We start from the raw sequence: 16,385 nt of genomic DNA on the forward strand, positions 1-16,385 counted from the left end.
GTCGGGTCCTCGCGCAGAAGCGCGTCGAGAATGGTGTCGCTGATCTGGTCAGCGATCTTGTCGGGGTGACCCTCGGTCACGGACTCCGAGGTGAACAGGCGACGGGACACAACGCTCCCTGGGGTTGCAGCGGCTGCTGGCTGATCATTGTCGGACCACGCGGGAGCTGCGCCCGGCGTCGTCCGACAACAGTTTATCGGTCGCACTCGGCCACCGGCCCACCTGTCTCGCCTCTCGGGAGCGCTGTGACCTGCGGCACGGGCATTCTGCACAATGCCGAGCGGGCTTGGCCAGGGCCGCCACGCGACATTGTCGTGGGGAATGTCATGTGGCGGGAAGACACCGATCGGCTGAATCAGACGGCTCCGAACGGTGGAACGCGATCATCCGAGACGAGCGGCCACGAGGTCCCAGACGATGTCCGCGAGCGCCTCCTTCGGACCGTGCGGCACGGGGGTCTCGCTGCCGTCGGCGCCCAGTACAAGGGCCTCGTTCTCCTCCGAACCGAACGTCTTGCGCTCCCCCACCTCGTTGACGACGAGGAGGTCGCACCCCTTGCGGGCGAGCTTGGTGCGGCCGTTGTCGAGGACGTCGTCCGTCTCCGCCGCGAAGCCGACGACGACCTGTCCGGGGCGGACACGGTCGGCCGAAACCTCGGCGAGAATGTCCGGATTTCGCACCAGGACGATCGGGGCGGGGTCCTGGCCGTCCTTCTTCTTGATCTTTCCGGCGGCGTAGGCCGCGGGGCGGAAGTCGGCGACGGCCGCGGCCATCACCACGGCGTCGGCGTCCGCGGCGGCCTTGAGGACCGCTTCACGCATCTGCACGGCGGTGCCCACCGGGACGACGTCGACGCCGGCCGGGTCGGGCAGGCAGGTGTTGGCCGCGATCAGGGTCACCCGGGCGCCGCGGGCCGCGGCCGTGCGGGCGAGGGCGTAGCCCTGCTTGCCGGAGGAGCGGTTGCCGAGGAAGCGAACCGGGTCGAGCGGCTCGCGGGTGCCGCCGGCCGAGACGACGACGTGGCGGCCCGCGAGGTCGGGTTCGGTGACGCCACGGGCCAGCACCCGGCGGCAGACCTCGAAGATCTCCGCCGGGTCGGGCAGCCGCCCCTTGCCGGTGTCGACACCGGTGAGGCGGCCGACCGCGGGCTCGATCACGACGGCGCCGCGGCGGCGCAGCGTGGCCACGTTCTCCTGGGTGGCGGGGTGCTCCCACATCTCGGTGTGCATCGCGGGCGAGAAGACGACCGGACAGCGGGCGGTGAGGAGTGTGTTGGTCAGCAGGTCGTCGGCGAGGCCGTGGGCGGCCTTGGCGAGCATGTCGGCGGTCGCCGGGGCCACCACGACCAGGTCGGCGTGCTGGCCGATGCGGACGTGCGGGACCTCGTCGACGTCGTCCCAGACCTCGGTGGAGACCGGGTTGCCGGACAGTGCGGACCAAGTGGCGGCCCCGACGAAGTGCAGCGCGGAGTCGGTGGGCACCACGCGCACGTCGTGACCCGATTCCGTGAACCTTCTCAGCAGCTCACAGGCCTTGTACGCGGCGATGCCACCGCTGACCCCCAGTACGACCTTCGGCTTGTCCACCGTCGTCTCTCCCCGGCTCGGAACCCTACGAGACCATCACACACCACAGGCCCGGCAGGAGCGCTGCCGGGCCTGTGGATAAGTCAACCGCGATCTGAAAGTACTACTGAGCCGGGCCCTCGATGGCCTCGGAGGTCAGCAGACCCGCGTTGATCTCACGCAGAGCGATCGAGAGCGGCTTCTCGTGGACGTGGGTGTCGACGAGCGGACCGACGTACTCGAGGAGACCCTCGCCGAGCTGCGAGTAGTACGCGTTGATCTGGCGGGCACGCTTGGCCGCATAGATCACGAGGCTGTACTTCGAGTCGGTGGCCTCGAGAAGCTCGTCGATCGGCGGGTTGATGATGCCCTCGGGCGCGGTGATGGAAGAGGACACGCTCTACCTTCCGATGGATGGGAAAGATTCAGTCGGTGTGACCGGCCGACACCCGCTGGGGGACGGCAGTCACGATCACACAACGTCCATCAAGGCTAGCAGCTCGCTCGCCACATCCTGGACGGAGGTGTTGACCAAGGTCACGTCGAACTCCGGCTCGGCCGCCAGCTCGGTCCTGGCCGCCTCCAGGCGACGCTCGATGACCTCGGGCGACTCGGTCCCCCGGCCGGTGAGCCTGCGCACCAGCTCCTCCCACGAGGGCGGAGCCAGGAACACCAGCTGGGCGTCGGCCATCGAGTCACGGACCTGCCGGGCGCCCTGGAGGTCGATCTCCAGCAGCACGGGCTCACCGTTCTCCAGCCGCTCCAGCACGGCCGCGCGGGGCGTGCCGTAGCGATTGCCGGCGAACTCGGCCCACTCCAGCAGCTCGCCGTTGGCGATCAGCTTGTCCATCTCCTCGTCGGTCACGAAGAAGTAGTGGACTCCGTGCCGCTCGCCGGGGCGCGGCTTGCGGGTGGTGGCCGACACCGAGAGCCAGACCTCTGGGTGTTCCTTGCGCATATGGGCGACGACCGTGCTCTTGCCGACCCCCGAAGGGCCGGAGAGCACGGTCAGCCGCGGACGTTCACTCATGCAGCGATTATTCCAGCAATCCCGGGGTGCCCGGGACGCCCGGTCCGGCAGGAGCCGGACTCAGGAACCGGTGCTGCCGAACTCACGCTCCAGGGACGCGATCTGGTTCGAACCGAGACCGCGCACGCGGCGGCTCTCGGAGATGCCCAGACGCTCCATGATCTGCTTGGCGCGGACCTTGCCCACGCCCGGCAGGGACTCGAGCAGGGCGGAGACCTTCATCTTGCCGATGACGTCGTTCTCCTGGCCCTGCTTGATGACCTCGTGAAGGGAGGCGCCGGAGTGCTTGAGTCGATTCTTGACCTCGGCCCGCTCCCGGCGAGCCGCGGCGGCCTTTTCGAGCGCGGCTGCGCGCTGTTCAGGGGTAAGGGGCGGAAGAGCCACGCCTACGTCACCTCGGATGTCGAACTGTCGGATACGGACCGGTGAGGAACCTAGTCGCCCCACACCTGGGGAGCTACGAGCAACACGCTGCCCGTTCTCCCCCACTGCCTTAACGGCGTGGGAGGTGCCCCCACTGCTCGGAGACTAGCGGGCAAGTCCGCCAGAGTCAGCGAGAACAGCGGAAAAGTACTGGTCAGCCGCCGCCAGGCCGGACATTTCAGACATACTGCCCTCGATTTGAGGATGTATTCACACTCAAGTCGCCCTGGTGTCGTCGATGGGAACGCGCGGCGGAGATCTCAGCCGGCGCTGACAGCGGCCCTGATCTCCTCCGCGAAGCGCTCCGTGGCCGAGCGCAGCGCCCCGACGTCGGGACCGTGTCGCAGCACGCCCCGGCTGACGTTCGGGACGACGTTGCGCACCACCGACCCGAAGACCTTGGGAAGGTCGGCCGCCGTCGCGCCCTGAGCGCCGACACCGGGCGCGAGGAGCGGACCGTTGATGTCGAGGTCGTAGGAGGACAGGTCGCCCACCGTGGCGCCGACGACCGCCCCGAAGGAGCCCAGCGGCTCCTCGCCCGCGTTCTCGGCGGCGAGGTGGGCCAGCATGGTCGCGCCCACGGTGCGTCCGTCGGCGCGGACCGCGTGCTGGACCTCCGGCCCCTCCGGGTTCGAGGTGAGGGCCAGGACGAACAGTCCGGCACCGCTCTCCCTGGCCAGCGCGACGGCCGGGCTGAGGGAGCCGTAGCCGAGGTAGGGCGAGACGGTGAGGGCGTCGGAGAACAGCGGGGCGTCCTTGTGCAGGAAGGCCTCCGCGTACCCGGCCATGGTGGAGCCGATGTCGCCGCGCTTGGCGTCCATCACGACCAGGGTGCCGGCCGCGCGGGCCTCCTGGACCGCCTTCTCCAGGACGGCGACGCCGCGCGAGCCGAACCGTTCGAAGAAGGCGCTCTGCGGCTTCATGACGGCGACCCGGTCGGCCACCGCCTCGACGACCGTGCGGCTGAACCGCTCCAGACCGGCCACGTCGTCGTTCAGGCCCCACTCGGCGAGCAGGGAGGCGTGCGGGTCGATGCCGACACAGAGAGGGCCGCGCTCGTCCATCGCGTGGCGCAGACGGGCACCGAAGGGCTCGAACGAGGTCATGCGGGCTTCCTCACGTCGGCGCCGACCGCGTCGGCGAGGGTGGCGTACGGGCTGGTGCGCAGGCGCGCGGCGAGGCCCTTGTGGATGGCACGGGACCAGAAGGGGCCCTCGTAGATGAAGGCGCTGTACCCCTGCACCAGCGTGGCACCGGCCAGGATGCGCTGCCAGGCGTCCTCGGCGGTCTCGATGCCGCCGACACCCACCAGGGTGATCCGGTCGCCCACGCGCGCGTACAGGCGGCGCAGGACCTCCAGGGAGCGCGCCTTCAGGGGCGCGCCGGAGAGTCCGCCGGTCTCCTTCACCAGCGAGGGTTCGGATTTCAAACCGAGACCCTCGCGCGCGATGGTGGTGTTGGTGGCGATGATGCCGTCCAGACCCAGCTCCACGGCGAGGTCGGCGACCGCGTCGATGTCCTCGTCGGCGAGGTCCGGGGCGATCTTCACCAGGAGCGGAACACGCCGGTTGGCGACCGTACGGTCGGCGGCCTCGCGTACGGCGGTGAGCAGCGGACGCAGCGCCTCGGTGGCCTGGAGGTTACGCAGGCCGGGCGTGTTCGGCGAGGAGACGTTCACGACGAGGTAGTCGGCGTACGGCGCGAGGCGCTCGGCCGACTTCACGTAGTCGCCGACGGCCTCCGCCTCCGAGACGACCTTGGTCTTGCCGATGTTGACGCCGACGACGGTCTTGAAGACCGGCTCGCGCGTGGCCAGACGGGCCGCGACGGCGAGCGAGCCGTCGTTGTTGAAGCCCATGCGGTTGATCAGCGCCCGGTCCGCGACCAGCCGGAACAGCCGCTTCTTGGGGTTGCCGGGCTGCGCCTCACCGGTGACCGTGCCGATCTCGACGTGGTCGAAGCCCAGCATCGACATGCCGTCGATGGCCACGGCGTTCTTGTCGAAGCCCGCGGCGAGCCCGAAGGGGCCGTGCATGCGCAGCCCGAAGGCCTCGGTGCGCAGCTCCTTGTAGCGGGGCGCGAGGGCGGCCGCGACGAAGGTGCGCAGCACGGGGATGCGGACCGCGAGTCGGATCCAGCGGAAGGCCAGGTAGTGGGCCTCCTCGGGGTCCATGTGCTTGAAGACGAGACTGAAAAAGATCTTGTACATGGTGTCCTCACGAAGAGGGGGACACCGTTTTCGGTGTCCCCCTCAGGGCTGCTAGTCGCGGGCCGCGGTCAGGTGTTCCGCGTGTTCCTGGAGCGAACGGACGCCCACGTCACCGTGGTTGAGGGCGTCGATGCCCTGGACGGCCGCCGCGAGCGCCTGGACGGTCGTCAGGCACGGCACGGAGCGCGCCACCGCGGCCGTACGGATGTCGTAGCCGTCGAGGCGGCCGCCGGTGCCGTACGGGGTGTTGACGATGAGGTCGACCTCGCCGTCGTGAATGAGCTGGACGATGGTCCGCTCGCCGTTCGGGCCGGTGCCCTCGGACTGCTTGCGCACGATCGTGGCGTTGATGCCGTTGCGCTTGAGGACCTCGGCCGTACCGGAGGTGGCGAGCAGTTCGAAGCCGTGCGCGACCAGCTCGCGGGCCGGGAAGATCATCGAGCGCTTGTCCCGGTTGGCGACCGAGATGAACGCGCGGCCCTTGGTGGGCAGCGGACCGTAGGCGCCCGCCTGCGACTTGGCGTACGCCGTGCCGAAGACGGAGTCGATGCCCATGACCTCGCCGGTGGAGCGCATCTCCGGGCCGAGGACGGTGTCGACGCCGCGGCCGTGGATGTCACGGAAGCGCGACCACGGCATCACGGCCTCCTTGACGGAGATCGGCGCGTCCAGCGGCAGCTCGCCGCCGTCGCCGGTCTGCGGCAGCAGGCCCTCGGCGCGCAGCTCGGCGATGGTCGCGCCCAGCGAGATCCGGGCGGCGGCCTTCGCGAGCGGCACCGCGGTCGCCTTCGAGGTGAAGGGGACCGTACGGGAGGCTCGCGGGTTGGCCTCGAGGACGTACAGGATGTCGCCCGCCATCGCGAACTGGATGTTGATCAGGCCGCGCACGCCGACGCCGCGCGCGATGGCCTCGGTGGAGGCGCGCAGGCGCTTGATGTCGAAGCCGCCGAGGGTGATCGGGGGCAGGGCGCACGCCGAGTCGCCGGAGTGGATGCCGGCCTCCTCGATGTGCTCCATGACGCCGCCTAGGTACAGCTCCTCGCCGTCGTACAGGGCGTCGACGTCGATCTCGATGGCGTCGTCCAGGAAGCGGTCGACGAGGACCGGCCGGGAGGGGCTGATCTCGGTCGACTCGGCGATGTAGGAGGCGAGGCGGGCCTCGTCGTAGACGATCTCCATGCCGCGCCCGCCGAGGACGTAGGAGGGCCGGACGAGGACCGGGTAGCCGATCTCGTCGGCGATGGCCTTGGCGCCGGCGAAGGTGGTGGCCGTGCCGTGCTTGGGCGCGGGCAGGCCGGCCTCGGCGAGGACCTGGCCGAAGGCGCCGCGGTCCTCAGCGGCGTGGATCGCCTCGGGCGGGGTGCCCACGATCGGCACGCCGTTGTCCTTCAGGGCCTGCGCGAGGCCCAGCGGGGTCTGGCCGCCCAGCTGGACGACCACGCCCGCGATCGGGCCGGCGAGGGACTCCGCGTGGACGATCTCCAGCACGTCTTCCAGCGTCAGCGGCTCGAAGTACAGGCGGTCGGAGGTGTCGTAGTCCGTGGAGACGGTCTCCGGGTTGCAGTTGACCATCACGGTCTCGTACCCGGCGTCGGACAGCGCGAAGGAGGCGTGGACGCAGGAGTAGTCGAACTCGATGCCCTGGCCGATGCGGTTCGGGCCGGAGCCCAGGATGATGACCGCGGGCTTCTCGCGGGGCGCGACCTCGGTCTCCTCGTCGTAGGAGGAGTAGAAGTACGGCGTCTTCGCGGCGAACTCGGCGGCGCAGGTGTCGACCGTCTTGTAGACCGGGCGGATGCCGAGGGCGTGCCGGACCTCGCGGACGACGTCCTCGCGCAGGCCGCGGATCTCACCGATCTGCTGGTCGGAGAAACCGTGCCGCTTGGCCTCGGCGAGCAGCTCGCGGGTCAGCTCGGGCGCCGCGTCCAGCTCGTCCGCGATCTCCTTGATCAGGAAGAGCTGGTCCACGAACCACGGGTCGATCTTCGTGTACTCGAAGATCTCCTCGGGCGTGGCGCCCGCGCGGACGGCCTGCATGACCGTGTTGATCCGGCCGTCGGTGGGGCGCACGGCCTCGCGCAGCAGCGTTTCCTTGTCGCCGGGCTCACCGACGAAGGTGAACTGGCTGCCCTTCTTCTCCAGCGAGCGCAGCGCCTTCTGGAAGGCCTCGGTGAAGTTGCGGCCGATGGCCATGGCCTCGCCGACCGACTTCATGGTGGTCGTGAGGGTGGAGTCGGCCTGCGGGAACTTCTCGAAGGCGAACCGCGGGGCCTTGACGACCACGTAGTCGAGCGTGGGCTCGAAGGAGGCCGGGGTCTCCTGGGTGATGTCGTTCGGGATCTCGTCCAGGGTGTAGCCCACGGCGAGCTTGGCGGCGATCTTGGCGATCGGGAAGCCGGTCGCCTTGGAGGCGAGCGCCGAGGAGCGCGACACGCGCGGGTTCATCTCGATGACGATCACCCGACCGTCCTCGGGGTTCACCGCGAACTGGATGTTGCAGCCGCCGGTGTCGACGCCGACCTCGCGGATGACGGCGATGCCGACGTCGCGCAGGATCTGGTACTCGCGGTCGGTCAGCGTCATCGCGGGCGCGACGGTGATCGAGTCACCGGTGTGCACGCCCATCGGGTCGAAGTTCTCGATGGAGCAGACGACCACGACGTTGTCGTGCTTGTCGCGCATCAGCTCCAGCTCGTACTCCTTCCAGCCGAGGATGGACTCCTCCAGGAGCACCTCGGTGGTCGGCGAGAGGGTGAGGCCCTGACCGGCGATGCGGCGCAGCTCCTCCTCGTCGTGCGCGAAGCCGGAGCCGGCGCCGCCCATGGTGAAGGACGGGCGGACGACGACCGGGTAGCCGCCGAGCTGCTCGACGCCCCTGAGGACGTCGTCCATCGAGTGGCAGATGACCGAGCGGGCGGACTCGCCGTACCCGATCTTCGCCTTGACGGCCTCGACCACGGCCTTGAACAGGTCGCGGTCCTCGCCCTTGTGGATCGCCTCGGGCTTGGCGCCGATCAGCTCGACGCCGTACTTCTCCAGGACACCGTTCTCGTGCAGCGAGATGGCGGTGTTCAGGGCCGTCTGGCCGCCCAGGGTGGGCAGCAGGGCGTCCGGGCGCTCCTTGGCGATGATCTTCTCGACGAACTCGGGGGTGATCGGCTCGACGTAGGTGGCGTCGGCGATCTCCGGGTCGGTCATGATCGTCGCCGGGTTGGAGTTGACGAGGACCACGCGCAGGCCCTCGGCCCTGAGCACGCGGCACGCCTGGGTGCCGGAGTAGTCGAACTCGGCGGCCTGGCCGATGACGATCGGGCCGGAGCCGATGACCAGGACGGACTGGATATCGGTGCGCTTAGGCACGCTGGCCCTCCATCAGGGAAACGAAGCGGTCGAACAGGTAGGCGGCGTCGTGCGGGCCCGCTGCCGCTTCGGGGTGGTACTGGACGGAGAAGGCCGGCTGGTCGAGCAGCTGCAGCCCCTCCACGACGTCGTCGTTCAGGCAGACGTGCGAGACCTCGGCGCGGCCGAACTTCGTGTCGCTGACCTTGTCGAGCGGCGCGTCGACGGCGAAGCCGTGGTTGTGCGCGGTGACCTCGACCTTGCCGGTCGTACGGTCCTGGACCGGCTGGTTGATGCCCCGGTGGCCGTACTTCAGCTTGTAGGTGCCGAAGCCGAGGGCGCGGCCGAGGATCTGGTTGCCGAAGCAGATGCCGAACAGCGGCGTCCTGCGCTCCAGGACGGCGGACATGAGGGCCACCGGGCCGTCGGCCGTGGCCGGGTCGCCGGGGCCGTTGGAGAAGAAGACGCCGTCCGGGGCGACGGCGTAGACGTCGTCCACGGAGGCCGTCGCCGGGAGGACGTGCACCTCGATGCCGCGCTCGGCCATGCGGTGCGGGGTCATGCCCTTGATGCCGAGGTCGATGGCAGCGACGGTGAAGCGCTTCTCACCGATCGCGGGGACGACGTACGCCTGTTTGGTCGCGACCTCCTCGTAGAGGCTCGCGCCCTTCATGTGCGGCTGGGCCTGTACGCGCTCGAGCAGCTCGGCCTCGGGGGCGATGGCCTCGCCGGAGAAGATGCCGGCGCGCATCGAGCCGCGCTCGCGCAGGTGGCGGGTGAGGGCGCGGGTGTCGATCCCGGAGATGCCGACCACGCCCTGCGCGACCAGCTCGTCGTCCAGGGAGCGCTTGGCCCGCCAGTTGGACGGCACGCGCGCGGGGTCGCGCACGACGTAGCCGGAGACCCAGATACGGCTCGACTCGTCGTCCTCGTCGTTCCAGCCGGTGTTGCCGATCTGCGGGGCGGTCGCGACGACGATCTGGCGGTCGTACGACGGGTCGGTGAGGGTCTCCTGGTAGCCGGTCATACCGGTGGAGAACACGGCCTCGCCGAAGGTCTCCCCCACGGCCCCGTAGGCACGGCCGCGGAAGGTGCGGCCGTCCTCCAGGACGAGTACGGCGGGAACCTTGGCGGCTCCCCTGGTGGAGGTCGTCATCGTGCGCCTTCCGTGTCGTTGGTCATCTGGTTGAGGGTGTCGACCCATTCGGTGTGCTCGGCCGCGTGGTCGGAGCGGAAGCCGGAGTCGATCAGCTTGTCCCCGAGGGCCCAGGTCACCACCAGCAGGCCGCCCTCGGTGAGGACCTTGCCGGCGATGCCCTTGTCGAGCCGGGCCCCGCGCAGCTCGGCGGTGGGGACGAAGAAGTCGGTCGCCCCGGGGCGTACGACCTCCAGGCCCGCGTCCGAGAGGGTGAGCTCGGCCCGGCTGCGGGTGCCGAGGCCGTGGGCCACGATGCGGTCCAGCCACTGCCCGGCCGTGGTCGAGCCGTGGTAGCGGCCGCTCATCGTCAGTCTGGCCTCGCCGGGCTCCTGCGGCGCGCTGGGCAGCTCGGGCAGGTCGCCCTGGAGCGTGCCGCGCCACTTCCAGCCCTCGCGCATCAGCCAGTAGATGAGCGCGACGAAGAGGGCGAGGCCGATCAGCCAGCCGATGCGGGCGGGCCAGTCGGTGACCTCGGCCGACTTCTGGGCCTCGGCCAGCAGGATTACAGGTGTCACGTGAGCTTCCCGTCGACGAGCGTGGCCTTGCCCCGCAGCCACGTGTGGGTGACACGGCCCGGCAGCTCGCGTCCCTCGTACGGGGTGTTGCGGCTGCGTGAGGCGAAGCCCGCGGGGTCCACCGAGCCACGGTATTCCGTGTCGACGAGGGTGAGGTTGGCGGGCTCACCAGCCGAGACGGGACGGCCGTGACCGGTGGCCTGTCCGATCTGCGCCGGCTTGACGGACATGCGGTCGGCGACGCCGGCCCAGTCCAGCAACCCGGTGTCGACCATGGTCTCCTGAACCACCGACAACGCGGTCTCCAGACCGACCATGCCCATGGCGGCCGCGGCCCACTCGCAGTCCTTGTCCTCGTGCGGGTGCGGGGCGTGGTCGGTGGCGACGATGTCGATCGTGCCGTCGGCGAGCGCCTCACGCAGGGCGAGCACGTCCCGCTCGGTGCGCAGCGGCGGGTTGACCTTGTAGACGGGGTTGTAGGTGCGCACCAGCTCGTCGGTGAGGAGCAGGTGGTGCGGGGTCACCTCGGCGGTGACCTGGATGCCGCGGGACTTGGCCCAGCGGACGATCTCCACCGAGCCCGCGGTCGAGAGGTGGCAGATGTGCACCCGGGAGCCGACGTGCTCGGCGAGCAGCACGTCCCGGGCGATGATCGACTCCTCGGCGACGGCCGGCCAGCCGCCCAGGCCCAGCTCGGCCGAGACGATGCCCTCGTTCATCTGGGCGCCCTCGGTGAGCCGCGGCTCCTGCGCGTGCTGGGCGACGACACCGCCGAAGGCCTTCACGTACTCCAGCGCCCGGCGCATGATCACGGCGTCGTCCACGCACTTGCCGTCGTCGGAGAAGACGGTGACCCCGGCGGCCGACTCGTGCATCGCGCCCAGCTCGGCGAGCTTGCGGCCCTCCAGGCCGACGGTGACGGCGCCGATGGGCTGGACGTCGCAGTAGCCGTGCTCCTGGCCGAGCCGGTAGACCTGCTCGACCACACCGGCGGTGTCGGCGACCGGGAAGGTGTTGGCCATGGCGAACACGGCGGTGTAGCCGCCGGAGGCGGCCGCGCGCGTGCCGGTCAGCACGGTCTCGGAGTCCTCGCGGCCCGGTTCGCGCAGGTGGGTGTGCAGGTCGACCAGGCCCGGCAGCAGCACCTTGCCGGCGGCCTCGACGACCTCGGCGCCCTCGGCGCTGAGTCCGGCGCCCACCTCGGCGATCGTCCCGCCGTCGATCAGCACGTCCTGCGGCTCGCCGCCGAGCACCTTCGCACCACGGATAAGGATCTTGCTCATGGTTCTTACTTCTCCTCGTTGGTGCGGGTGTGGGTGACGGCGGGCTCGTTTCCACCGAGCAGCAGGTACAGGACGGCCATCCGGATGGAGACGCCGTTCGCGACCTGCTCGACGACGGTGCAGCGCTCGGAGTCGGCGACCTCGGCGGTGATCTCCATGCCGCGGACCATCGGGCCGGGGTGCATCACGATGGCGTGCTCGGGCATCTTCGCCATGCGCTCGCCGTCGAGGCCGTAGCGCCGCGAGTACTCGCGCTCGGTCGGGAAGAAGGCGGCGTTCATCCGCTCCCGCTGGACCCGGAGCATCATCACCGCGTCGGACTTCGGCAGGGTGCTGTCGAGGTCGTACGACACCTCGCAGGGCCAGGTCTCGACGCCGACCGGCACCAGGGTGGGCGGCGCGACGAGGGTGACCTCGGCGCCGAGGGTGTGCAGCAGGTCGACGTTGGAGCGGGCGACCCGGCTGTGCAGGACGTCGCCGACGATGGTGATCCGCTTGCCGGCCAGGTCCTGGCCGAGGCCGGCGTCCCGACCGACCAGGCGGCGGCGCATGGTGAAGGCGTCCAGCAGGGCCTGCGTGGGGTGCTGGTGGGTGCCGTCACCGGCGTTGATGACGGCGGCGTCGATCCAGCCGGAGTTGGCCAGGCGGTAGGGGGCTCCGGAGGCGCCGTGCCGGATGACGACGGCGTCGACGCCCATCGCCTCCAGGGTCTGCGCGGTGTCCTTCAGGGACTCGCCCTTGGACACGCTGGAGCCCTTGGCGGAGAAGTTGATGACGTCCGCGGACAGCCGCTTCTCGGCGGCCTCGAAGGAGATCCGGGTCCGGGTGGAGTCCTCGAAGAAGAGGTTGACGATCGTGCGGCCGCGCAGGGTCGGCAGCTTCTTGATCGGCCGGTCGGCGACCCGGGCCATCTCCTCGGCGGTGTCGAGGATCAGGACGGCGTCGTCGCGGGTGAGGTCGGCGGCCGAGATGAGATGACGCTGCATCTGTCAGGCTCCGTAAGGCAGTTCATCGGGAGGATTGAGGCAAACCGGTGCGCGTGTCGGCACGCCGAAGCGGCCGTGCGCGCCTGACTTGCTACTGGTCGGCCGGCTTCGCACCGAGCAGCACGGTGTCGCGACCGTCCTCCTCGGCGAGCTGGACCTTGACCGTCTCCCGCAGCGACGTGGGGAGGTTCTTGCCGACGTAGTCGGCGCGGATGGGCAGTTCGCGGTGGCCACGGTCGACCAGGACCGCGAGCTGGACCGCGCGCGGGCGCCCGATGTCGTTCAGGGCGTCGAGGGCGGCACGGATGGTGCGCCCGGAGAAGAGCACGTCGTCGACGAGGACGACCAGACGGCCGTCGATGCCGTCACCGGGGATCTCGGTGCGGGCCAGCGCACGCGGCGGGTGCATGCGCAGGTCGTCGCGGTACATGGTGATGTCGAGCGAGCCGACGGGGACCTTGCGGTCGGTGATCTGCTCCAGCTTGGCGGCGAGCCGCTGGGCGAGGAAGACACCCCGGGTCGGAATGCCGAGGAGCACCACGTCGTCGGCGCCCTTGGCGCGCTCGACGATCTCGTGGGCGATACGGGTCAGCACTCGTGCGATGTCGGGGCCTTCGAGTACGGGCCGCGCATCGGACGCATGCAGGTTCGCGTGCGAGTCCATACGAAACGGACCTCCTTCTCCGCCTCACGGGACGGACCTTAAAGGACGTCGGATTTGCGCCATCTACCGTAGCAGGTCCGGAGCGGGCGTCGATCACCCACTTGGCGCAATCGGTTGCCACTACCACGGAAGAGTCGGTGTGGACCATTCGGCTTGACGCATGAGAGTCACGCTGCGTAACCTCACAGTGAGTTACCAGCCGCGCGGCGGGAAACCCAGCCGACCGCGTCGACACAGTGTCCGGGGAGCTATATGTCCAGCGAATACGCCAAACAGCTCGGGGCCAAGCTCCGGGCCATCCGCACCCAGCAGGGCCTTTCCCTCCACGGTGTCGAGGAGAAGTCCCAGGGTCGCTGGAAGGCCGTGGTGGTCGGTTCATATGAGCGCGGTGACCGCGCCGTGACCGTGCAGCGTCTCGCCGAGTTGGCCGATTTCTATGGTGTCCCCGTGCAGGAGCTCCTGCCGGGTACCACGCCGGGCGGCGCCGCCGAGCCGCCGCCGAAGCTCGTCCTGGACCTGGAGCGGCTGGCCACCGTGCCGGCCGAGAAGGCGGGCCCCCTGCAGCGCTACGCGGCGACCATCCAGTCCCAGCGCGGCGACTACAACGGCAAGGTGCTCTCGATCCGCCAGGACGACCTGCGCACCCTCGCCGTCATCTACGACCAGTCCCCCTCGGTCCTGACCGAGCAGCTGATCAGCTGGGGCGTCCTGGACGCGGACGCGCGTCGCGCGGTCGCCACCCACGAAGAGGCCTGACCGCCTGCAGCATCTGAGCAGAAACGTGCCGCCGGGGTGGCCCGAACCGTACGGTTCGGGCCACCCCGGCGGCTTTTTGTACGGCTCCGCCGCCTGGGCGCGACCAGCCGCAGCCGGCCCGCACCCGCCCTCCCGCGGCGCTTCCACGGCGTTGTGGGCACAGAACGCCAAAGGACCCGCAGCATGCGCTCGCTGCGGGCCCTTTGGCGCTTGTCGTACCGCTTACGCCTCGTCCCGGCGCAGCGACGGCTTCAGCTCCTTGAGCCGGCCGAGCAGACCGTTCACGAACGAGGGCGACTCGTCCGTGGAGAACTCCTTGGCGATCTGCACCATCTCGTCCAGGACGACGGCGTCCGGGGTCTCGTCCACCCAGATCAGCTCGTAGGCGCCCAGGCGCAGGATGTTCCGGTCGACGACCGGCATCCGGTCGAGGGTCCAGCCCACCGCGTACTGGGAGATCAGCTCGTCGATGCGCCTCGCGTGCTCCGCGTAGCCCTCGACCAGCTGCATCGTGTACTCGCTCACCGGCGGCTGCCGGGTGTCGGACCGGGACAGCCGGATCCAGTCCGCGAGGACCGTCAGGACGTCGGCGCCGCGCTGGTCGCCCTCGAAGAGGATCTGGAAGGCGCGCTTGCGAGCCGTGTTGCGGGCAGCCACGGTTAGCTGTTCACCCGGCCGAGGTAGTCGCTCGTACGGGTGTCGACCTTGATCTTCTCACCGGTGGTGATGAAGAGCGGGACCTGGATCTGGTGGCCGGTCTCCAGGGTGGCGGGCTTGGTGCCACCGGTGGAGCGGTCGCCCTGGACGCCCGGCTCGGTCTCCTGGATGACGAGCTCCACGGCGGCCGGGAGCTCGACGAAGAGCACCTCGCCCTCGTGCTGCGCGACGGTGGCGGTGAAGCCCTCGATGAGGAAGTTGGCGGCGTCGCCGACGGCCTTGCGGTCGACCATCAGCTGGTCGTAGGTCTCCATGTCCATGAAGACGAAGTAGTCGCCGTCCATGTACGAGAACTGCATGTCGCGCTTGTCGACAGTGGCCGTCTCGACCTTGACACCGGCGTTGAAGGTCTTGTCGACGACCTTGCCGGAGAGCACGTTCTTGAGCTTGGTGCGCACGAAGGCCGGGCCCTTGCCGGGCTTGACGTGCTGGAACTCGACGACGGACCAGAGCTGGCCGCCTTCGAGCTTGAGCACCATGCCGTTCTTGAGGTCGTTCGTGGAAGCCACGGTTGCGGAATCTCCTGGACTGACGTACGACCCCGGGGCACGCGCACAGCGCGAGGCTAGAGCGCGAGCAGCTCCTTGGTCGTGATGGTGAGTAGCTCGGGTCCGCCGTCCGCCTCAGGGCGTACGACGAGCGTGTCATCGATCCGGACGCCGCCCCGGCCCGGGAGGTGGACCCCCGGTTCGACGGTGACCGGCACGCAAGCGTCCAGTTTACCCATGGCCGCAGGGGCCAGCTGCGGGTCCTCGTCGATTTCGAGTCCGACGCCGTGTCCCGTCAGCGGCGGTAGAGCCTCAGCATAGCCCGCGGAGCCGAGCACCTGGCGTGCCGCACGGTCGACCTCGCGGTAGGCGGCGCCCGGCGCCAGGGACTCGCGTCCGGCCCGCTGGGCTGCGAAAACCAGGTCGTACAGCTCGATCTGCCAGTCGGCGGGCGAGGTGCCGATGACGAAGGTGCGGCCGATCTCGCAGCGGTAGCCGCGGTAGGTGGCGCCCAGACAGACGGAGAGGAAGTCGCCCTCCTCCACACGGCGGTCGGTGGGCCGGTGGCCGCGGCGGCCGGAGTTCGGGCCAGTGGCCACCGAGGTCGCGAACGCGGGCCCGTCGGCGCCGTGGTCGACCAGGCGCCGCTCCAGCTCCAGCGCCAGGTGCCGTTCCGTGCGGCCGACCAGGATGGACTCCAGCAGCTCACCGAGGGCCTGGTCGGCGATCTCGGCGCCGATGCGGAGGCAGGAGATCTCCTCCTCGTCCTTGACGACCCTGAGCTGCTCGACGGCTCCACCGAGGTCGGCGAGGCGCAGCCTGGGGGCGACGGAGGACAGGGCCCGGTGGCGGGCGACGGTGAGGTGGTGTTCCTCCACTGCGAGGGATTCGGCCCCCTGTGCTGCGGCGAGGCCGGCTGCCGTGACCGCGGAGTCGCCACCCGGCGTGGGCAGGACATGCACGATCAGGGCCTCGTCGGGACGGCCCTCGGTCGGCCGGTCGTCCAGCGGGCCGGCGCAGACCAGCAGATCCTCGCTCTTGCCCAGCAGCAGCACGGAGCCCCGTGGGGCTGCACCGGCGAGATAGCGCACGTTGGCGGGGCGCGAGATGAGCGCTGCTGCGGTGCCGGCCGCGTTGCAGCGTTCCCTGAGCTGGGCTCGGCGGGTCGCGTACACCTCTGACATGAGATGATCGTAGGAGTTTTGTCCGGCT

The 16,385-nt window shown here is 69.9% G+C and carries 17 protein-coding genes; 1 reads left to right on the forward strand and 16 read right to left on the reverse strand.

Translation table 11 applies throughout. The features are described from left to right. From ACIF83_RS31840 to pyrR, 13 genes are all read right to left on the reverse strand, one after another. On the reverse strand, positions 1-110 hold a 110-nt coding region (locus ACIF83_RS31840), incomplete at its 3' end, for an S-adenosylmethionine synthetase N-terminal domain-containing protein (protein WP_392327156.1). A 273-nt stretch (positions 111-383) separates the two neighbouring features. After that, positions 384-1,586 (reverse strand): bifunctional phosphopantothenoylcysteine decarboxylase/phosphopantothenate--cysteine ligase CoaBC, encoded by a 1,203-nt coding sequence (coaBC, locus tag ACIF83_RS31845; protein ID WP_399732117.1) that lies wholly within the window; start codon positions 1,584-1,586, stop codon positions 384-386. Between the two features lie 103 nt (positions 1,587-1,689). Continuing rightward, entirely contained in the window at positions 1,690-1,962 is a 273-nt protein-coding gene (gene rpoZ, locus ACIF83_RS31850) for a DNA-directed RNA polymerase subunit omega (RefSeq protein WP_005319902.1), read from the reverse strand. A 75-nt stretch (positions 1,963-2,037) separates the two neighbouring features. Beyond that, entirely contained in the window at positions 2,038-2,595 is a 558-nt protein-coding gene (gene gmk / locus ACIF83_RS31855) for a guanylate kinase (protein WP_393475653.1), read from the reverse strand. A gap of 60 nt (positions 2,596-2,655) precedes the next feature. Beyond that, positions 2,656-2,979, reverse strand: a complete 324-nt coding sequence (locus tag ACIF83_RS31860) for an integration host factor (RefSeq protein ID WP_003977346.1) — start codon at positions 2,977-2,979, stop codon at positions 2,656-2,658. A gap of 299 nt (positions 2,980-3,278) precedes the next feature. After that, a complete protein-coding gene (gene pyrF / locus ACIF83_RS31865) occupies positions 3,279-4,124 on the reverse strand; it encodes an orotidine-5'-phosphate decarboxylase (protein WP_398139495.1) in 846 nt (281 codons plus the stop codon). Further along, positions 4,121-5,227 (reverse strand): quinone-dependent dihydroorotate dehydrogenase, encoded by a 1,107-nt coding sequence (locus tag ACIF83_RS31870; protein ID WP_399732122.1) that lies wholly within the window; start codon positions 5,225-5,227, stop codon positions 4,121-4,123. The genes pyrF and ACIF83_RS31870 overlap by 4 nt, the downstream gene beginning before the upstream one ends. A gap of 51 nt (positions 5,228-5,278) precedes the next feature. Further along, positions 5,279-8,587 carry a carbamoyl-phosphate synthase large subunit gene (carB, locus tag ACIF83_RS31875; protein WP_399732125.1) on the reverse strand — a complete coding sequence of 1,103 codons (3,309 nt, stop codon included), beginning with the start codon at positions 8,585-8,587 and terminating at the stop codon, positions 5,279-5,281. Beyond that, a complete protein-coding gene (carA, locus tag ACIF83_RS31880) occupies positions 8,580-9,722 on the reverse strand; it encodes a glutamine-hydrolyzing carbamoyl-phosphate synthase small subunit (protein ID WP_393475664.1) in 1,143 nt (380 codons plus the stop codon). The genes carB and carA overlap by 8 nt, the downstream gene beginning before the upstream one ends. Beyond that, positions 9,719-10,279 (reverse strand): hypothetical protein, encoded by a 561-nt coding sequence (locus tag ACIF83_RS31885; RefSeq protein WP_399732128.1) that lies wholly within the window; start codon positions 10,277-10,279, stop codon positions 9,719-9,721. The genes carA and ACIF83_RS31885 overlap by 4 nt, the downstream gene beginning before the upstream one ends. Continuing rightward, a complete protein-coding gene (locus ACIF83_RS31890) occupies positions 10,276-11,562 on the reverse strand; it encodes a dihydroorotase (protein ID WP_393475670.1) in 1,287 nt (428 codons plus the stop codon). The genes ACIF83_RS31885 and ACIF83_RS31890 overlap by 4 nt, the downstream gene beginning before the upstream one ends. 5 nt (positions 11,563-11,567) lie before the next feature. Continuing rightward, the gene (locus ACIF83_RS31895; protein ID WP_393475673.1) at positions 11,568-12,548 is read right to left on the reverse strand and encodes an aspartate carbamoyltransferase catalytic subunit; all 981 of its coding nucleotides are present in this window, start codon (positions 12,546-12,548) and stop codon (positions 11,568-11,570) included. Between the two features lie 91 nt (positions 12,549-12,639). Beyond that, entirely contained in the window at positions 12,640-13,212 is a 573-nt protein-coding gene (gene pyrR / locus ACIF83_RS31900) for a bifunctional pyr operon transcriptional regulator/uracil phosphoribosyltransferase PyrR (RefSeq protein ID WP_393475676.1), read from the reverse strand. A 252-nt stretch (positions 13,213-13,464) separates the two neighbouring features. Between pyrR and bldD the strand changes: the two genes are divergently transcribed. Beyond that, positions 13,465-13,968, forward strand: coding sequence for a transcriptional regulator BldD (bldD, locus tag ACIF83_RS31905; RefSeq protein ID WP_014671524.1), 504 nt, complete (start codon positions 13,465-13,467; stop codon positions 13,966-13,968). A gap of 222 nt (positions 13,969-14,190) precedes the next feature. Here the strand turns inward: bldD and nusB are convergent, their stop codons facing one another. The 3 genes from nusB to ACIF83_RS31920 are packed head-to-tail and all read right to left on the reverse strand — an operon-like array spanning position 14,191 to position 16,357. Continuing rightward, complete coding sequence (gene nusB, locus ACIF83_RS31910; RefSeq protein ID WP_097255767.1) at positions 14,191-14,625, reverse strand: transcription antitermination factor NusB; 435 nt, start codon at positions 14,623-14,625, stop codon at positions 14,191-14,193. A 2-nt stretch (positions 14,626-14,627) separates the two neighbouring features. Beyond that, entirely contained in the window at positions 14,628-15,194 is a 567-nt protein-coding gene (efp, locus tag ACIF83_RS31915; RefSeq protein ID WP_030048852.1) for an elongation factor P, read from the reverse strand. 56 nt (positions 15,195-15,250) lie between these two features. After that, positions 15,251-16,357, reverse strand: a complete 1,107-nt coding sequence (locus ACIF83_RS31920) for an aminopeptidase P family protein (RefSeq protein WP_393475683.1) — start codon at positions 16,355-16,357, stop codon at positions 15,251-15,253. Between the last annotated feature and the right edge of the window lie 28 nt (positions 16,358-16,385).

Source organism: Streptomyces sp. NPDC085866 (genome assembly GCF_044541035.1).
Lineage (GTDB): Bacteria > Actinomycetota > Actinomycetes > Streptomycetales > Streptomycetaceae > Streptomyces.